At 57.5% G+C, this 16,879-nt stretch carries 10 protein-coding genes and 1 pseudogene; 6 read left to right on the top strand and 5 right to left on the bottom strand.

The genetic code is table 11. The annotated features are described in order from the left end of the window. Window positions 1-12 precede the first annotated feature (12 nt). The 4 genes from ACVWVY_RS39155 to ACVWVY_RS39140 all read right to left on the bottom strand — a co-directional run bounded on the left by ACVWVY_RS39155 (window position 13) and on the right by ACVWVY_RS39140 (window position 3,970). Window positions 13-546, bottom strand: a complete 534-nt coding sequence (locus tag ACVWVY_RS39155) for a PAS domain-containing protein (RefSeq protein WP_456631391.1) — start codon at window positions 544-546, stop codon at window positions 13-15. Between the two features lie 406 nt (window positions 547-952). Beyond that, window positions 953-1,342, bottom strand: a complete 390-nt coding sequence (locus ACVWVY_RS39150) for a response regulator transcription factor (protein ID WP_456631390.1) — start codon at window positions 1,340-1,342, stop codon at window positions 953-955. Window positions 1,343-1,456: 114 nt separating this feature from the next. Then, window positions 1,457-2,092, bottom strand: coding sequence for a response regulator transcription factor (locus ACVWVY_RS39145; RefSeq protein WP_456631389.1), 636 nt, complete (start codon window positions 2,090-2,092; stop codon window positions 1,457-1,459). Between the two features lie 6 nt (window positions 2,093-2,098). Next, entirely contained in the window at window positions 2,099-3,970 is a 1,872-nt protein-coding gene (locus ACVWVY_RS39140) for a PAS domain-containing sensor histidine kinase (protein WP_456631388.1), read from the bottom strand. 799 nt (window positions 3,971-4,769) lie between these two features. Between ACVWVY_RS39140 and ACVWVY_RS39135 the strand changes: the two genes are divergently transcribed. Continuing rightward, window positions 4,770-9,515: a trifunctional serine/threonine-protein kinase/ATP-binding protein/sensor histidine kinase gene (locus ACVWVY_RS39135; protein WP_456632430.1), complete on the top strand. Its 4,746-nt coding sequence runs from the start codon at window positions 4,770-4,772 to the stop codon at window positions 9,513-9,515. 892 nt (window positions 9,516-10,407) lie between these two features. After that, a pseudogene (locus ACVWVY_RS39130) lies at window positions 10,408-10,659 on the top strand (epoxide hydrolase); the annotation flags it as partial. A 107-nt stretch (window positions 10,660-10,766) separates the two neighbouring features. Here the strand turns inward: ACVWVY_RS39130 and ACVWVY_RS39125 are convergent. Then, on the bottom strand, window positions 10,767-11,450 hold the full coding sequence (locus tag ACVWVY_RS39125) for a response regulator transcription factor (protein WP_456632429.1): 684 nt from the start codon (window positions 11,448-11,450) through the stop codon (window positions 10,767-10,769). A 227-nt stretch (window positions 11,451-11,677) separates the two neighbouring features. On the opposite strand from ACVWVY_RS39125, the gene ACVWVY_RS39120 reads away from it, so the two are divergent. From ACVWVY_RS39120 to ACVWVY_RS39105, 4 genes are all read left to right on the top strand, one after another. Then, window positions 11,678-12,091 (top strand): response regulator transcription factor, encoded by a 414-nt coding sequence (locus tag ACVWVY_RS39120; RefSeq protein ID WP_456631387.1) that lies wholly within the window; start codon window positions 11,678-11,680, stop codon window positions 12,089-12,091. 670 nt (window positions 12,092-12,761) lie between these two features. After that, the gene (locus tag ACVWVY_RS39115; protein ID WP_456631386.1) at window positions 12,762-13,064 is read left to right on the top strand and encodes an ATP-binding protein; all 303 of its coding nucleotides are present in this window, start codon (window positions 12,762-12,764) and stop codon (window positions 13,062-13,064) included. A gap of 717 nt (window positions 13,065-13,781) precedes the next feature. After that, window positions 13,782-14,630, top strand: coding sequence for a sensor histidine kinase (locus ACVWVY_RS39110; protein WP_456631385.1), 849 nt, complete (start codon window positions 13,782-13,784; stop codon window positions 14,628-14,630). A gap of 642 nt (window positions 14,631-15,272) precedes the next feature. Further along, window positions 15,273-16,247 carry a LysR family transcriptional regulator gene (locus tag ACVWVY_RS39105; protein ID WP_456631384.1) on the top strand — a complete coding sequence of 325 codons (975 nt, stop codon included), beginning with the start codon at window positions 15,273-15,275 and terminating at the stop codon, window positions 16,245-16,247. Window positions 16,248-16,879 lie beyond the last annotated feature (632 nt).

Raw genomic sequence — 16,879 nt, 5'->3', positions numbered from 1 at the left:
GAAGGGGGAGCCTCACTGCTCCCCCTCATCGATCTTGGAGTTAGAACTACTTGCAGACTCGGAGAGTAAGCCAGGGACAGTCTTGTTGGTATTGTGGCGGAAAATGTTGACGGCTCCGATCACTTCGTCCTCGTTGTCACGAATTGGAAAGACATTAACGAGCGCCAGAAGACGATTACCGTTAGGCTGTTCGCAGATCACATCGGCGTTCCGAACGGTGCCGCCGTTGTTGATCGTCACGGAAGGTGGTGCAAGTTCGTGCGGCATCACTTCTCCTGAGGGGTAACGAAGAAGGTGTGACCCGCAATACTTTTCCGAGGTTCCCAGAGACGGCGTGCGTCCCCAACCCGCGATTGCAGTTTTGTTGCACTTGACGACGGTGGCATCCCTTTCGAGAACGTATATCCCTACTGGGATAGAATCCATTGCCGCTTGGTCTGCGAGAATTCCTTTTGCGACGAGGTGCCCGTCGACGAGTTCTCCTCGGAAGTCGATTTTGTCGAAGTCGCCATCCAAAATCATCGTGCTTGTTGCGCTGGTTGCCATTTTCAACCTCCTTTGGTGGCTTCAATATCCATGAGTGATCATAGGGGCGAACATGGCGCAATTCCATTCGCGCTTTGCTGGCGCTGTTGGAATAAAGAGCAGTCCACCTTGCGTGTCGTTTAGATGAGTGCCCGTTTCGTTGACTAATTATCGGGCTCTATTCGCGTTGCCAATCGCCATATGCGGCGAACCAATCAAGGTGCACGGGAGATGGAAGTTAGTTTATTACTAACGGACGGAGTGCGCCCCCAACGCGGAATTCGCGGGTTGGTCGAACGATTCGGGTAGGTACCACCGAACAAGAGAGAGAGCTCACTCGCCTGTTTGGGACGATGTGACCAGCTCGTTAGGCAAACCGGAAGGGTCAATGAGACCGCCGCCGCCTCCCTGTGGACTCCCGTGCGCCTCACGAGTCGCCTGATCGCAAAACATTTCCCTTCCCCTCGTCTCCAAGCGCCCGCTGGAGGCGTTTCTGCAGCGTGGATCGGTCCAATGGCTTGGTGAGGTACGCAATTGCGCCCTGCTTCATTACCCGGTCACGGATGTTACAGCGAGGAAATGCTGTGACGAAGATAACGGGGATTTTTATGCCCGAGTTTATGAGATGCTCCTGGAGCTGTGGGCCGCTCATTCCGCACATTTGCACGTCAGCTATCAAACATCGTGTCTGATCGAGCAACCCGGAGCCCAAGAATGCTTCACCTGATTCAAAGGTCTCGACGTCGTATCCGAACGTCTCCACCAGCCCGCCCATTGCCACGCGGATGCTGTCGTCGTCATCTACAATGGATATCAAGGGAACAGACGTCGGGTAATCCTCCCGGTGTCCAATATGGCAGAGGCTTGGGCGGCTGCAAATCGCGAGTTCGCTACCGCTATTAATCAAATGAGGGCTGGCTTTTCGTTCCGATTAGTCAACCTGCTTTTTCGACGATACGAGGCTCAATTTGTCAGCCATTCGAACCAAATCAGCAATCGATCGCGCGCCCATCTTCGATATGCCCTGGCTCCGATGAATGCGAACCGTCATAGCGCTTATGCCAATTTCAGCGGCGATTTGCTTTGTCATCCGCCCATCGGCTAGCAACGCCATTATCTGTCGTTCACGAGGTGTGAGCGACGCAAACCGAGCCTGCAGATCGGCTAATCTCCGGACTTCCGCCCGGCACGATCGATCGCGCTCGATGCCCTTTCGAACCGCATCAAGGAGTTCCTGGTGCCGAAATGGCTTGGTCAGGAATTCTATCGCGCCGGCTTTCATGGCGCGGACCGACATTGGGATGTCTCCATGCGCGGTGATAAATACAATTGGGGTTTGGTTATTAGCGCTGGTAAGCTGCCCCTGAAAGTCGAGACCGGAAGGGCCGGGCAACCGCACATCCAATACAATGCAATTAGCCGGGCGTGACTTGCTCGCTCGTAAGTACTCCTCGACCGATCCGAACAGCTCTGCCTTCAGGGAAACCGTCTCGAACATTCTCCCCAATGCCTCACGGATCGACTGATCGTCGTCGATAACCGCAACCACGGCTGGTTCCTCGGTCATGGAACATCACGGTCCGTGGGGCAAACTGAACTGAAAAACAGCTCCATGAGGTATTCCTGGCATAGCAGAGATATGCCCACCATGAGCTTCGATAATCGATCGGCAAATAGACAATCCTATTCCCGTTCCATTTGGTTTGGTAGTGAAGAAGGCTTCGAAAATGTGGCTTGCTGACGCCGGATCGATGCCTATGCCCGTGTCATGGAAGGAAAGCTGGATTTCGTCCTCTTTGAATGGTCCCGACTTAACGGAGAGGACCCTCGGCCGATCCTCCACAGGCGCCATTGCCTCTATGCCGTTCAGGATGAGATTGAGGATGACCTGTTGCATCTGGATTCGATCAGCCAAGATCATTGGAAGCGATGAGGACAGTTCAGCCTTCACCGATACTTGACGTTTCCGCAACTCCCAAGCCGTCAGGTCCAGCACCTCGTGGATCAGAACGTTCATATCGAGAGGTACCCGTTCAGAGACAGTTTTGTTCATCAAGGACCGAATACGTCCGATGATGTCAATCGCGCGATTCGCATCCTGTCCAATTCGTTGGGTAATCGTTCTCACCTTTTCGATGTCGGGCTTTTGGCTTGCTAGCCAATAGAGGCTAGTCTCGGTGTCGCTTATTATAGCCGACAGCGGCTGCTTTATTTCATGGGCGATAGATGCGGTGAGTTCTCCCATCGCCGTAAGGCGAGACATCCAGGCGAGTTCTTCCCGAGTTTCGCGAAGCGTCTCAGCGATCTGCTTACTTTCTGTCAAATCACGCACGAATGCGCTGAATGTCCATTGATTACCCACCTTCACAGGCGCAATCGCCAACTCGATCTGCAGCTCATGTCCGTCTTTATGGAGACCTGTGATTTCGATGCGTTTGTCGAGCAGTGGGCCTTCGCCTGTGGCGAGGAAGCGTCTCACTCCAGCCTCGTGCGCTGTTCGATATCTCGGAGGAATTATTTTATCGACCAACCGCTTTCCAAGTATCTGCGCACGAGGCCATCCAAATATCACCTCCGCCTGTTCGTTCCAACCCGAAACTATGCCATCGGAGTCCATGACGATGATTGCATCGAGCGCGCGATCGACGATAAGACGCGCTCGCTGTTCTGCGGTCTCAAGCCCTTCCTGCGCAACTTTGAATTCCTGGATATCGGCACAAGTGCCAACAAATCGAAACAGAGTTCCTTTCGAATCTTGCACCGGGACAGCGTGACGAAAATGCCAGTGATAGGCTCCATCGGCATGGCGGATGGGAACTTCATAGGCCCACCCTCGGCCCGACTCGACACCATTCCAAAATGAGCTGGCTGCGCGGTCACGATAATCCGGATGGACGCCGGAAAGAAATGGCGGCAGATCACGCGGGGACTTCTTCCACACTTCGGTCGGCGCCGTACAATAATTTGCGGACAGGCCAGTGACCTCAAGGTAAAAGCGATTGACAAACTCGCACCTACCATCGGGCGCGACCGTCCATACCATCGACGGAACGTTATCAAGAACCTCGAGCTGAAGCTGCGCGACATCCAAAGTTGCGCGTTGCCGAGAAACCTGGCTACGCAGCATGTTATTTTGCCTGCCAAGCTCGGTTATTCGCCGGCGTTGAGCTCGATCGGCTGAGATCAGCGCCTCATGCTGCGCCGACGCAATGCTCGCACAAATCGCGACGGCCGTTCGGATGGGTTGCGACCACTTTGAAATGGGGCCAAGGCTAGTTGATGCCCAGTCGAAGGATCGGACCGACTCGCCTATCTTGCCGCTGGCGCGCGGCGCACGTTTCTGACGCGACCGACCGGAAATCGCAGCCTTCTCATGCTGCTGACCGTTGCGATTGTTGGGCCGGTTTGCTCCGCGCGATGGCTTGTTATCTCCGCTTACTCGCACACGCTGACCTCTCGTTGTTATATTACAGAGGCTTGCGTAACTTATAATGCTGTGGCGTTCTGAGGGCAACACAATGAGTGGACGGTTCCGATTGCGGTTCCAGTCTGCCGCACGTTGCGAAGGTGTTGCATCTAACGGATGAGTTGCGGAGCGGTAGCTCAATGGCTTTGAACCAAAGGACCGATGAGCGATTCCGCTCATGAGGCGTTAGCTGGCCGCCACATCTCCGATAGCGGAACTATGATCCAGATGATGGGAGTGACGAGGGCGATAAATCGCGCGTGACGTGGACGGGAGCGTGAAAGATCGCGGGGCGGGGGTAAGCGCAGTTCACCGTTCAGGCATCATCTGTTTTTGGAACCTGAACCAGGTAGATTCCCAATTGCAGATTCAGCAAGTTGCGGGAGGCGGCGCTGAGGGGATGCCGGAATATGGCCGAAAAGCCGCAATCCAAGAAGCGGACTTCTTGAGACTTAGCTCGTTTTTATGAGCAAACGCCCCGCTGGAGGTTAATCCCGTCCGCCTTGGGCACATCTGCGCAGAGGCTTGGCGGAAGCCAACGAACTCGCTGGTGAGCAGGAGTGCCACGGCGGGGAGAATGCTGTTGATGAAGAGACTCTTTTCAGTTCGTTAGAAAGTTCCAGTTCGTTAGAAAAATTGAACCAACTCTACGGCGGGCCATTGATTACTTCGTTCCTCTGGGCATCTTTCTAGTGTCCTGTCCAAATGAATATTCCGAAGTGGTGATGCCGTGGCGACAAGAATGTCACCTATCCCGGAGCTCTCAGGGTACGTGCTGGTGCCCCTGCGGGAAAGCGCGGACGTTACCCTTTACCGCGGCCGAAAGCACGACGACCCCTCGCCAGTCCTCGCGATCGCACCTCAGAGTGTCAGGCGGCTAATGCACGAATACTCGTTCGCAGCCGAACTCGATCCCGCGTGGGCTGCCAAGCCTCTGGCCATTACTCGTCACGAAGGGCGGACGATCCTCTTACTCAAGGACCCTGGCGGTCAGCCGCTGGATCGGATTCTTGAGCGTGACCAGGGGCAACCGCTCGACCTGACTCGCTTCCTTAGCACCGCAATTGGGTTGGCAAGAACACTCGGTCAAGTCCATCAGCGGGGCCTCATACATAAGGATATCAAGCCTGCGAATGTCCTCGTCGACGACACCGGCAACGCGTGGCTCACCGGATTCGGGATTGCGTCCCGACTTCCGCGCGAGCGCCAGTCGCCCGAACCTCCCGAGTTCATCGCGGGAACGCTCGCCTACATGGCACCCGAGCAGACGGGACGAATGAACCGTTCGATCGATTCTCGGAGCGACCTTTACTCGCTTGGAGTGACGTTTTACGAAATGCTGACCGGGAGTCTTCCATTCACGGCCTCCGACCCGATGGAATGGGTGCACTGTCACATCGCGAAACAACCGGCCGCACCCAGTGAGCGGGTGGGAACCGTGCCGGCCTCGGTCTCCGCGATCACGATGAAGTTGCTCTCCAAGACGGCGGAGGAGAGGTATCAGACAGCGGTGGGAGTTGAGAGCGATCTTCGGCGCTGCCTGTCCCAATGGGAGTCCCAGGGGTGGATCGATGACTTCATTCCTGGCGCGGGCGACACCCCGGATCGCCTCATGATCCCCGAGAAGCTGTACGGGAGGGATCGCGAGGTTGACACTCTGCTCACCGCTTTCGACCGCGTCGTTGGCGGTGGTCGAGCGGAACTGGTGCTGGTCTCCGGATACTCGGGCATCGGCAAATCCGCAGTTGTCAATGAGCTTCACAAACCACTCGTGCCGCCACGCGGATTGTTTGCGTCGGGCAAATCCGACCAGTACAAACGCGACATTCCGCATGCCTCGCTGGCCCAGGCGTTTCAGAGCCTCATCCGGCGGCTCCTCAGCCAGAACGAGGAAGACCTGCGCAAGTGGCAGGACGCACTTCGTGAGGCGCTGGGTCCGTACGGACTGCTCATCGTCGATCTCGTCCCGGAATTGAGGCATGTCATTGGCGAGCAGCCGCCAGTGTCCGAATTGCCGCCACGGGAAGCGCAGAGACGTTTTCAGATCGTATTTCGACGGTTCATCGGCGTATTTGCGCGACCTGAACATCCGCTCGCGCTCTTCCTCGATGACATGCAATGGCTGGATGCCGCCACACTCGACCTCCTCGAAGATCTGTTTACCCGCAACGATTTGCAGCACTTACTGCTCATTGGTGCCTATCGGGACAACGAGGTCAATGCCACCCACCCGCTGGTATGTAAGCTGGAAGCGATCCGTCAGGCCGGAGCGGCAGTGCAGGACATCGTTCTCACACCACTAAGTCGCGGCGATCTAGGTAAACTGCTTGTGGACTCCCTTCACTCCCAACTGGAGTGCGCCGCCCCACTGGCAGACTTGATTCACGAAAAGACCGCGGGCAACCCGTTCTTCGCAATCCAGTTCATTTCTACTCTGGCGGACGATCGCCTGCTGACATTCGATTACCGCGCGCGGCGTTGGGTATGGGACCTGCCCCGCATTCGTGCCGAAGGCTTCACGGACAATGTTGTAGAGCTGATGGTCGAGAAGTTGAAGCGCCTTGCGCCAGAAACCCAGAAGGTACTCCAGCAGTTCGCCTGCATGGGCAACAGTGCAGAGTTCGAGATGCTGAGGATGGGGTATCAGGGCTCCGTCGAGGACATGCACGCCCATCTCTGGGAAGCCGTGCGATCGGGCCTCATCCTCCGTGCGGACAATTCCTACGGCTTCCTGCACGACCGCGTGCAGGAAGCCGCCTACTCGCTGATCCCGAAGGAGCTGCGTGCCGAGGCTCACCTGCGCATAGGAATACTCCTCGCCGAGCACACGCCCGCTGAAAAACGTGAGGAGGCGATATTTGAGATCGTCAATCAACTCAACCGGGGCTCCCATCTCATCACCTCTGTCGAGGATCGCGAGCGCGTCGCAGAACTGAACCTGATCGCAGGCCGGCGCGCGAAACTATCGACAGCATACGACTCGGCGCTCAATTATCTCAGGGCCGGCAGAGCCCTTCTTGCAGAAGAAACTTGGGAACGTAATCAGCAGCTTATCTTCTCGATCGAGTATCTGACAGCCGAGTGCGAGCTGCTGACCGTCACGGTTGGCCTCGCCGCCGGGGATCCGCTCGCGGAAGTGCAAAAGGAATGCGAGAACGGCCTGGCATTTGCTAGGCGGGTGCGTTTCGGTCTGGTCATCGAGCGCTGCGGAGCACAACTCGGTTTGATACTCACCTTGCGCGGGCTGACTGCGACGTTCGGGTGCCTGGATCATGAGGGATACAGCGAACTCGATACCGAACGCCGCTTGGCCAAGAGCCCCGATCTGGTGCTCGCCGAGTTTTATTACTGGACGCGAAAGCTGCAGGCGCACTTTTTCGCCGGAGACCTTGCGTCGGCGGTCGACGCCTCGCTCCACGCGGAACCGCTGCTTTGGACGTCGGCGGCAATGTTCGAGTCAGCGGAGTATCGATTCTATGGCGCGCTGGCGCATGCGGCGGTCTGGGATCACGCCACACCGGAGCAGAGAGGGAGGCATTTCGATTCTGTGCTGGGCCACCACCGGCAGCTCCAAGAGTGGGCGGAGCTCGACCCCGAAACCTTCGAAGACCGCGCTGCCTTGGTTGGCGCCGAGATCGCTCGCATTGAGGGCCGGGTACTGAACGCTCAGGAGCTGTACGACAAGGCCATCCGCGAGGCTCACAAATACGGGTTCGTGCACAACCAGGCGATTGCCAACGAGATTGCCGGGCGTTTCTACGCAGAGCGCGGTTACGAGAAGATCGCGGCGACCTATTTCCGGGCCGCGCGAGCCTGCTACCTACGCTGGGGAGCCGACGGAAAGGTTCGCCAACTCGAGGAGCTTTATCCGCACCTCAAGGTGGACAAGTCGATCCCAGATTCCACGGCGACGAAAGTGACACCCATCGAGCAGCTCGATTTGGCTACCGTAATCAGGGTCTCGCAAGCAGTGTCAGGCGAGATCGTTTTCGAGAAGTTAATCAACACGCTCATGAGTTCGGCAATCGAACACGCGGGCGCCGATCGAGGTCTCTTGATTCTTCCGAGAGGCGACAAATATCAAATTGAAGCAGAGGCCACAACCAGCAGTGACAGCGTGAACGTGGTCCTGAAACACGCACGCGTCACGGCCGCAGATCTACCGAAGTCAGTGTTTCACTACGTCCTTCGGACAAAAGAAAGCGTTCTCCTGCACGATGCGTCCAGTCAGAACTCGTTTTCAGCGGATGGCTATATTCGCGACCGCCGCCCACGGTCAGTGCTCTGCCTGCCGATACTTAAGCAGACCAGGTTGACTGGGGTGCTGTACTTGGAGAACAACCTCGCGACTGCCGCGTTTACTCCTGCTCGAATGGTGGTCCTCACACTGCTCGCTTCCCAAGCGGCTATCTCAATAGAGAACGCCAGCCTGTACCGTGAGCTAGCTGAGCGGGAGGCCAGGATCCGACGGCTTGTGGATGCCAACATCATCGGAATCTTCTTCTGGGATGTTCAAGATCGGATTGTCGAGGCCAATGACGCGTTTCTTCGCATGGTGGGACTCGACCGCAAGAATCTCGTTTCGAACGGCGTGCGTTGCATGGATCTGACACCGACAGACTGGTACGAACATCAGCCCCAATTAAAGGAGCGGGGTAGCTTACAACCGTTCGAAACGGAGCTCTTCCGGGAGGATGGCAGCCTTGTGCCCGTGTTGATTGGTGTGGCGACCTTGGAGCAAGGTGGATACCAAGGTGTGGCATTCGTGCTTGATCTTACTGAGCGCAAGCGTGCCGCCGACGCGCTAGGCGCGTTGCAGACGGACTTGGCGCACGCCAACCGCGTGGCAACGATGGGACAGCTCGCCGGCTCCATCGCACACGAGTTGAATCAGCCGATTGGGGCGGTACGGAATAACGCCCATGCAGCTCTGCGCTTCCTCACGGCGAATCCGCCCAACATGCCAGAAGTCAAGGAGGCTCTGGAGTGTCTGGTGGGCGAAACCTACAGGGCAGGTGACATCATCGGCCGGATCCGGGATCAGATAAAGAAGGCTCCGCCACGTATCGAAAGCATGGACCTGAACAAGGCGGTCGAAGAGGTGCTCGCGCTGGTAAGGGGGGAGCTGTCGAAGAATGGCGTATCGGTTCACGTGCGTACTGCGGAAGGACTGTCTCCTATTAAAGGAGATCGGGTTCAGCTTCAGCAAGTCATGCTTAACCTCATTCTCAATTCCATCGAAGCGATGACGAGTGCGGACGTTTCGGAGCGGAAACTGGAGATCACGACGGAATCGCGCCGCACGGATGGGCTGCTCGTGGCCATAGCCGATTCCGGACCCGGCGTCGCAGCGAATGATCTAGAGCGGATTTTTGAATCCTTCCACACTACAAAGGCCAGTGGGGTCGGGATCGGCCTCTCAATATGTCGCTCTATCATTGATGCCCATGGAGGACGCTTGTGGGCAGAAGCGCATCAACCACGTGGTGCCGTCTTCCGATTCACACTGCCGACTCACGACTAAGCCAAAGTTCAGCGCGCCCAACAATCAGGCGATCGCCTTAATCCTTTGCTTTCGCTTCGTGGGTGGGAGTCGTGTGGGCAATAGCGGGAGTATCGACCTAAACCTTGGCGCAATGGAAGCCAACCCCGTGCGTCGTGCTGTGATCTTGCGCAGGTCGTAAGGGCAAGGTAGTCATCAGCTTGCCGAGGGGTCGACGTGAAGAAAGCGCCCGGCCCTCAATCGTCGTCGTTTTCGCGGAGCTGCCCCGGCAGCCGCTGCCGCGAGCCTACTAGGCTTTGGGAGTCTGCTCGGTGAGGAAATTTGCTTCTTGTCGCGGACCGCAGAAAAACCCTACTCCGTGATCCCCCGTCGTCGGATGCATATCGGCAAGCATGTGGACCGTTATCACCGTAAGGGTGCTGCTGGCGCTTGATCTAAACACCGCGCTGGCGCAGGAGGGTACAGCGCTATCCGAGAGTCAGGTTGAGGAAATCATCGTCACCGCTGAGAAGTGGGAGCAGGCGGCCAGCACCATTGGCATGTCCATCACCACTGCCAACTATGATATGTTCCAAGAACGCGAGTGTCCGACAATAGGCCATTCTCTTAATCCGCTAATCTGGCAATCACCAGCGTTTCAATTGCGGCGAGGCCGTGCGGGCCGATACCGACATGTCGGCCTCAAAACCATCGCGCAATTGAAGCAAACCAACGCGCCGTGCTGTGATCCGACGCGGGTTGTTAGCTTTTCCGCCCCGCACCTCAAATCCGGAAACCCCGGTTACCGACGGCGCAATCGTCGGAGGTCGTCATGCGGAAGACGTCGGCTGTACCGTCGTCTTGTCGGAGGCCGCAGCCGTAACCGTTGCTGTGAGCGTTAGGTCTTCCGAGTTTGGTCCTTGCAGAAGGGAGGGCGCGTCTCTACTCGGAGTGCTTCGAGAACAAGATTTATTTCTTCTTCGGCGTCAAAGGTGTCTCCATCCCGGTCACCGTGAGCGTGTTTCCGGATGAACTCTATCCGGCTCCGCGGAGTTGGGCAGAGCGGGCGTATCCGAAGTTGATCCACTACAACAAGCTTCCCAAGGGCGGACACTTTGCGGCCTGGGTGCAGCCGAAGCTCTTCGCGGACGAAGTACGCGCCGGGTTCCGGTCGTTGCGCCGCTGATGAAATGGAAATGGAGGCCCGTGGAGATCATCTGCGATTTCCAATTTCGAGATCGCGCAAAGCCGCTACTTTAGCGCTGCCGTTGTGGCCGTTGGGCTCTCCACAGCTTAGGCGAGCTTGGAGTTCCCGGGCAGCAGCTTGAGCAGCTTCAGCTTATCCACCATTCGGCAGAGTTGTGGTACCGATGCGGCTTCGATCTTCCGCATCATGTTGCAGCGATGGACCTTCACCGTGGTTTCGGTGATGCCCAACTCGCCGGCAATCTGCTTGTTTAGCCGACCCTCCGCAACCCGAACCAGAATATCGCGCTCGCGCGGGGTCAGCACTTCAAATCGCGCCCTGAGTTCGCTCAGGGCTTTATCATTTTGGCGGCGCACACGGTCGCGAGCGAGCCCAACACTTATGGCATCCAGAAGATCCTGCTCCCGGAGCGGTTTCGTCAAAAACTCGACGGCGCCCGCCTTCATTGCTTGCACGCTCATCGGAATGTCCCCGTGCCCGGTGACGAAGACGATCGGGAGCGCGGCGCCGGCCGCGGCGAGATCGCGCTGAAAATCGAGTCCGCTTCGCTCTGGTAGCCTAACGTCGAGGACAAGACAGGTAGGGCAATCGGGTGGGTCAGATCCGACAAAATCGTTGATCGACGCAAACAGCCGTGGGTTCACGCCCGCGGACCGCAAAAGTCGTCCGAGCGATTCGCGAAACCCCTCGTCGTCGTCGATGACGACTACGCAGGAATGTGAATTTGGCACGGCCGCCGCTCGTGATCCAAGGTCTGTGGATGGGCGCATCTGCTCTCTCCGCATTTTATTTTGTTATTTTGCCTGCCCTCTGCGCCTATCTTAGTCCTAACGAAAACGCTTGAACAGCCGTCCGCCGACTCCTAGTGGGCAGACATCCTAAACCAAAGTTTAGAGTCGCGGGGTTTGTTACAGCGTTATGCTCGCTACCGATGCTGCACCCAACCGGCCTCACAGGCGCGGTGTAGCCGCTGCCGATAACCCATCGGGAGGTCACATTGTCTGAGCGCCCACTAATCTCTGTCGTCGATGACGACCAGTCCTTCGGCGACTCCATGCGCAGGCTTCTCAAGGCGTTGGATTACTCTGTCGCAGTGTTTCCGTCTGCGGCGCAATTTCTTGCATCTGCGGAACTTGCGGCCACCGCCTGCTTGGTCGCCGATATTCACATGCCAGAAATGACGGGCGTCGAGCTTTATGACCATCTGGTCGAAAGTGGGCACGCAATCCCGACGATCTTGGTCACCGCCCATCCTGATGAGCGCCGGAAGGAGTGTATGCTGACCCGGGGGGTGCAATGCTACCTTCGTAAGCCGCTGGTGGAAGCTGCGCTGATCGACTGCCTTCGCACCGCAGTGGCACGGCTAAGCGTGTCGGGCAGTGCAGTCGATGAGCCTACACGCACTTTCTGATCGTCGACTAAACAATGGAGGGCGATGGATGAATGCAGCCACCTTATCGCACGCCAGTGGGCGAGATGACTCCGTGGAGGTGCTGTGGGAGGACTCGGAACGCGTCTCTGTTGCAAAAAGATGCCGAGGGCGATAGGGACGCGTTCGCACCCATCCCCTGGCGCCGAACATCCGACGTTTGAGAGCATAAATCGTCTCGCATGCGATTGCGATACTTCGATGGCTCGTGGGCGTGCGCCCCTTGGAACTGGTGTCATTGGGCGTACAAATTTTGACCCCTAAGGGGATATCGCATGCGGGCCGCCTAGTCCCGATGGGACACCTAGCCGCCTCCGTCGCGCACGAAATCAATCAGCCGATCGGTGCGGCTCGCAACAACGCCCACGCAGCGCTGCGCTTTTTCTTGCCCGGGAGCCGCCCGATCTAGCGGAGGTCAGGGAGGCGCTCGACTGCGTAATCAGCGAGACCTATCGAGCCGCCGACATCCTCGGTGGGATCCAAGAGCAGATCAAGAAAGCGCCACCCCGCCTGGAGTCCTTCGATCTGAGCGAGGCCATTGAAGAGTGATTAAGCTCGTACGAGGCGCGCTGTTTAAGCAACGAGTATCAGTTCAGAGACGGCTGACGCAAGGGTTGCCACTTGTTCAGGGAGATCGAGTTCACAGCAGGTCGTGCTGAATCTCATCGTGAACGCGATAGAGGCCATGACCAGCACCGATGACGACGCTCGCGAACTGGTGGTCAGCACGGAATCGAGCCCGGCGGAGGGCTTGCTCGTCGCGCTAGGCGACTGGGGGCCTGGCGTCGCTGCTGAGCGGATTTTCGAGTCCTTTGTCACCACGAGGCCTGCCGGAGTGGGGATTGGCCCTTCGATTTGCCGCTCCATCATCGAGGCCCATGACGGGCGATTGTGGGCCGACGAGCATGAGCCGCGTGGCGCCGTCTTCCGGTTCGCGCTGCCGGTGCGGCTCTAAACCAACATTCAGCAAACCGAACGATAAGCTGAAGTTCTCAGCCTGCTGGTTTAGCCAACAGCAGCGATCGTCCAATAGAAACGAACCACGCGTCCTGCTGTGATGCCTCGCAGGACGTGAGCCTTTGCGGGCCCGCACCTCAAATCCGGCAACCCCAGTTACCGAGGAGGCCGTCATGCAGAAAACGCCGCCCGGTATGAATCGCCGTCGTCTTGTCGAGGCCGCAGCCTCAACCGCTGCTGTGAGCACGTTAGGTCTTCCGAGTTTGGTTCTTGCAGAAGAGAGTTCATCCATGAGCGCTGTTGCACAGCCGAAGGGCAGTGAAAAGACCGCTATCCACCCATTCCACGTGAATGCTCCCGAGGCCAAGCAGACCGAATTGCGCAAACGCATAAGCGCGACCCGCTGGCCTGAGCGAGAGACTCACGGACGAATCGCAAGGCTGCAGCTCGCGACGATCCAGGACTCGCGTGTTATTGGGCCGCCGACCATATGCCGATCCCCGCAGGTGCAGTTGAGCCTCGCGACACACGCCTCTAGCCTGTTGGTGTGCAGGAGTAAGACCGGCTCAAAAGCTCGAAGGTGAAATCACAATGCGCCAGAGCAGACGTCATTCACCAGCCGTTGAGATTTCTCCATCCGATATCGTGACGCGCTTCACGCGTAGCGTGCCGATCCATTGCACTAGGTCTGTTAGTCGCCCGAAAGAGGAACATCATGCGCGAATCGAGCAATAGCATCGAAACGGCCGAACGCAGTGGGAAGCTAAAGAAAAGCGGTGTCGTCCCCCAGCCAATCACCTGGAGTATGACTGCGACCGCCGATCCGCACCAGGCTCACAACTTCGAAACTCTGTTGCTTGCGATAGCTGGGCACGATCTCCGTCAACCCCTGCAGATCCTTCAGAGCGCCAACGAGCTCCTAGGGCACGGACCTCGGACAAGTTCCGAGTTGCGGCTTCTTCGTTCCGGTCAAGATGCGATTGACCGGTTAAAAGAACAATTGGCGCAACTAGTGACGGCCCTCCCGTTCCGTGAGCGCTCGAAGGAAGCGCGACTCGCACCTGTGCACGTCGGCGAAGTCATTCGGCAGGTGCGGCGCGACAATGAAGAGACGGCTCTGAAGAAGGGCATCTTCATCCGCTCCGTTCCATCAGATGCATTGGTATTAAGCGACCGTCTGCTTCTAAGCGCTGCGCTGCACAACTTGGTAAGCAACGCGGTAAAATACACCCAGCCGGGTGGCCGCATCGTGCTTGGCTGCCGCAACGTAGGCTCGTTCATCCGTATCGACGTGTACGATAACGGCATAGGCATCCCAATCGACCAGGTGCCGAAGGCCTTCGAAGCTTTTACCCGCCTCGATGCTACGCGACGCGACGGCCTTGGCATCGGCCTGTTCATCGTTTGTCAGGCGATCAGGCTTCTTGGACACCGCATCGACGTCGTTTCCACTCCATGTCGGGGATCTCGTTTCTCCATTTTCGTCGGCCGTGCGGCGCAGGAGGATTGCGATCAAAAACGAACGAGGGAGAACGAGCTTGAGCACCCGGAAGTACGGCCATGAAATTCGTACTGGTGAATTGCAGGACACCTGTCGTTCCGTCGAAATGCGCGGCGTGTCGCCGTCCGGTGGAGAAGGGTTATTTGCGCGATCTCTCTACTCTAAAGCAGTATTGCGGAGCGGAGTGTTACCGCGGATGGAATGGGAACGTCCCACCTCTTGGACCATATGCAGAGATCAATCCGTTCGAACTGATCTTTGAATGGCAGGAGTCAACGTCCGACATCGTTTCCACGCTATTCGGGTTGGGGTGAGCACCAGCACGCTGCCTCTTCTGACAGAGACCATTCCGAGCGTTGCGGATGGCATGTACCGCAGAAATCATAGGAGCGTTTGCTGACCGACTGGTGGTTCATAATGGCTCGCTGACACGACGCTTATCGGGCGGAGAAAAGATGGCCAAGCTGATCCCGATGCAAACCCTGACATTTAACTGGTCTTGCCTATGATGGTCTATGCAACCGCGACGTTAATAGGAAGCAGCGTCGGTGAGAACACCTTGCGCAAGACGCGGGTCGACAATTCCGAGCCTGCGCACACCTGTTTCCGCGGAAGCTCCACGACAAACCGCTTGACCACCGCCCCTGCCTACTATGGCAACGAACTGGAACGGTTCGAATCACGGCAAATCTTTCGAGTATGAGTATGCAGCTGCAGCTTTATCAGGTGCGATACTTCCTAGCCCTAGCAAGGACACTCAATTTTACGCGGGCTGCGGAGCAATGCAATGTGACGCAGCCGGCGCTGACAAAGGCGGTACAAAAGCTGGAGCAAGAACTCGGTGGCGCGTTGATTCACCGTGAACGTCACCTCACCCAGCTCACGGAGCTGGGCAAGATGATTTTGCCCACGCTGGAGAAAATATTTGCCGCCACGGAGGCAGTACGGCTTCAGGCGCGAGGCTATCAAAAGAAGACAATCGCCCCACTGAAGATCGGGCTTGTGCCGTCAGTCTCCGCCGCACTCATTACGGAATTGCTTTTGGAGCTTGCCAGGATCATCCCTGACCTTCGAGTCGATCTGCACGAGGCGGACGCCAACGGGCTAGTTGCGATGCTTTTAGAGGGCGAGATCAATGCCGCATTCGTCGGTGACGCCGTGGAGCTACCTGAGCGTATCGACCGCTGGCTTCTGTTCGAGGAGCGGTACGTGCTCGTCTTGTCTCGGAAACATCCGATGGCGAGGCAAACCGTTATCCCGCTCCAAGACTTGCAGGAGGCGGTATTTCTCGAAAGGGTCGGATGCGACGTCGCAGGCCGATTCAAGCAGGCTTGTTTTGCCGACCATCCTGGCCCTAAAGTTGTGCACAGGAGCGCTCAGGAAAGGCATCTTGAGCAAATGGCATCCGCCGGTTTTGGGGCCATCCTGGCCCCAGAGCACGCACCCAGGCTGCCGTCGCTCGCCGCTATTCCAATTGAGGGCGACCCCGTCCGGCGCGAGGTGCACCTTTTGGCCGTGGCGGGGAGGCAGTATTCGCCGGCGCTTGACACCTTTATCAAGGTTGCTCGTGTTCGCGACTGGACGAGTGCGCTGGACAAGCTCCGACGCGCATCTGCCCCTGCCTCGAACAAGGACAATGTTCGCAAGGCTGACGCACAAGGTGCCGACTCCTTGATCTAAATCACGGGCTCCGGTCCCGCCTCCTCAGGCCCGAGCTTGTCGCGGGCATCCAACCGTTGTTGCTGAGGTGACGCGAAGTCGTGGATGGCCGGGACAGGCCCGGCCATGAACTGTGCCCGGCTCGGTCGGAACCGCTGCTTTTCGATTTTGATGTTACAGCGGCGGACAGAGTTTTCAGTTCGATCCCATGCAAGAGGGCGAGGCTTTGACAGTCGCGATCCGATAAGCAGTTTACCGGGTCCTTCTGAGCGCGCCGCAACCGCGGGGACCGCGCGACGGCGCGGTATGAAGATATTTGCAATTCATCATATCGTCCTAGTTTACGTACCATCTCGCACGCAAAGGCTGTGCTGATGCTGCTGGCCTGATCGTAGACGCCCAGCGGCGGCGTGCGGCAAGTTTCGGCTCCCAATGATCGACGGTGTGACGGCAAACACATAAAGAAGGGCCGCCTGCGTTGCCACAAGCGGCCCAAGTCTAGGGAGGAAACGCCCTGAGGAGGGCAGCGATAGCGGGTCTGAGGGGACAGGGGGGTCTCGCTACCGCATACCCATAGCTAAGACGATCGCGATCAACGGCTCAATTGGACATAGGTAAACCTCGGGCATCAAAAGGGGGCACGGAACGATACG

This window comes from Bradyrhizobium sp. URHC0002, from assembly GCF_054059515.1.
This window is presented reverse-complemented; position numbering and strand designations above follow the sequence as displayed.

Excerpts from the sequence above, each read along its gene's own strand:
- ACVWVY_RS39155 (WP_456631391.1), bottom strand. The coding sequence starts at position 546 with ATGGCAACCAGCGCAACAAGCACGATGATTTTGGATGGCGACTTCGAC.
- ACVWVY_RS39145 (WP_456631389.1), bottom strand. The coding sequence starts at position 2,092 with ATGACCGAGGAACCAGCCGTGGTTGCGGTTATCGACGACGATCAGTCG.
- ACVWVY_RS39125 (WP_456632429.1), bottom strand. The coding sequence starts at position 11,450 with ATGCGCCCATCCACAGACCTTGGATCACGAGCGGCGGCCGTGCCAAAT.
- ACVWVY_RS39110 (WP_456631385.1), top strand. The coding sequence starts at position 13,782 with ATGCGCGAATCGAGCAATAGCATCGAAACGGCCGAACGCAGTGGGAAG.
- ACVWVY_RS39105 (WP_456631384.1), top strand. The coding sequence starts at position 15,273 with ATGCAGCTGCAGCTTTATCAGGTGCGATACTTCCTAGCCCTAGCAAGG.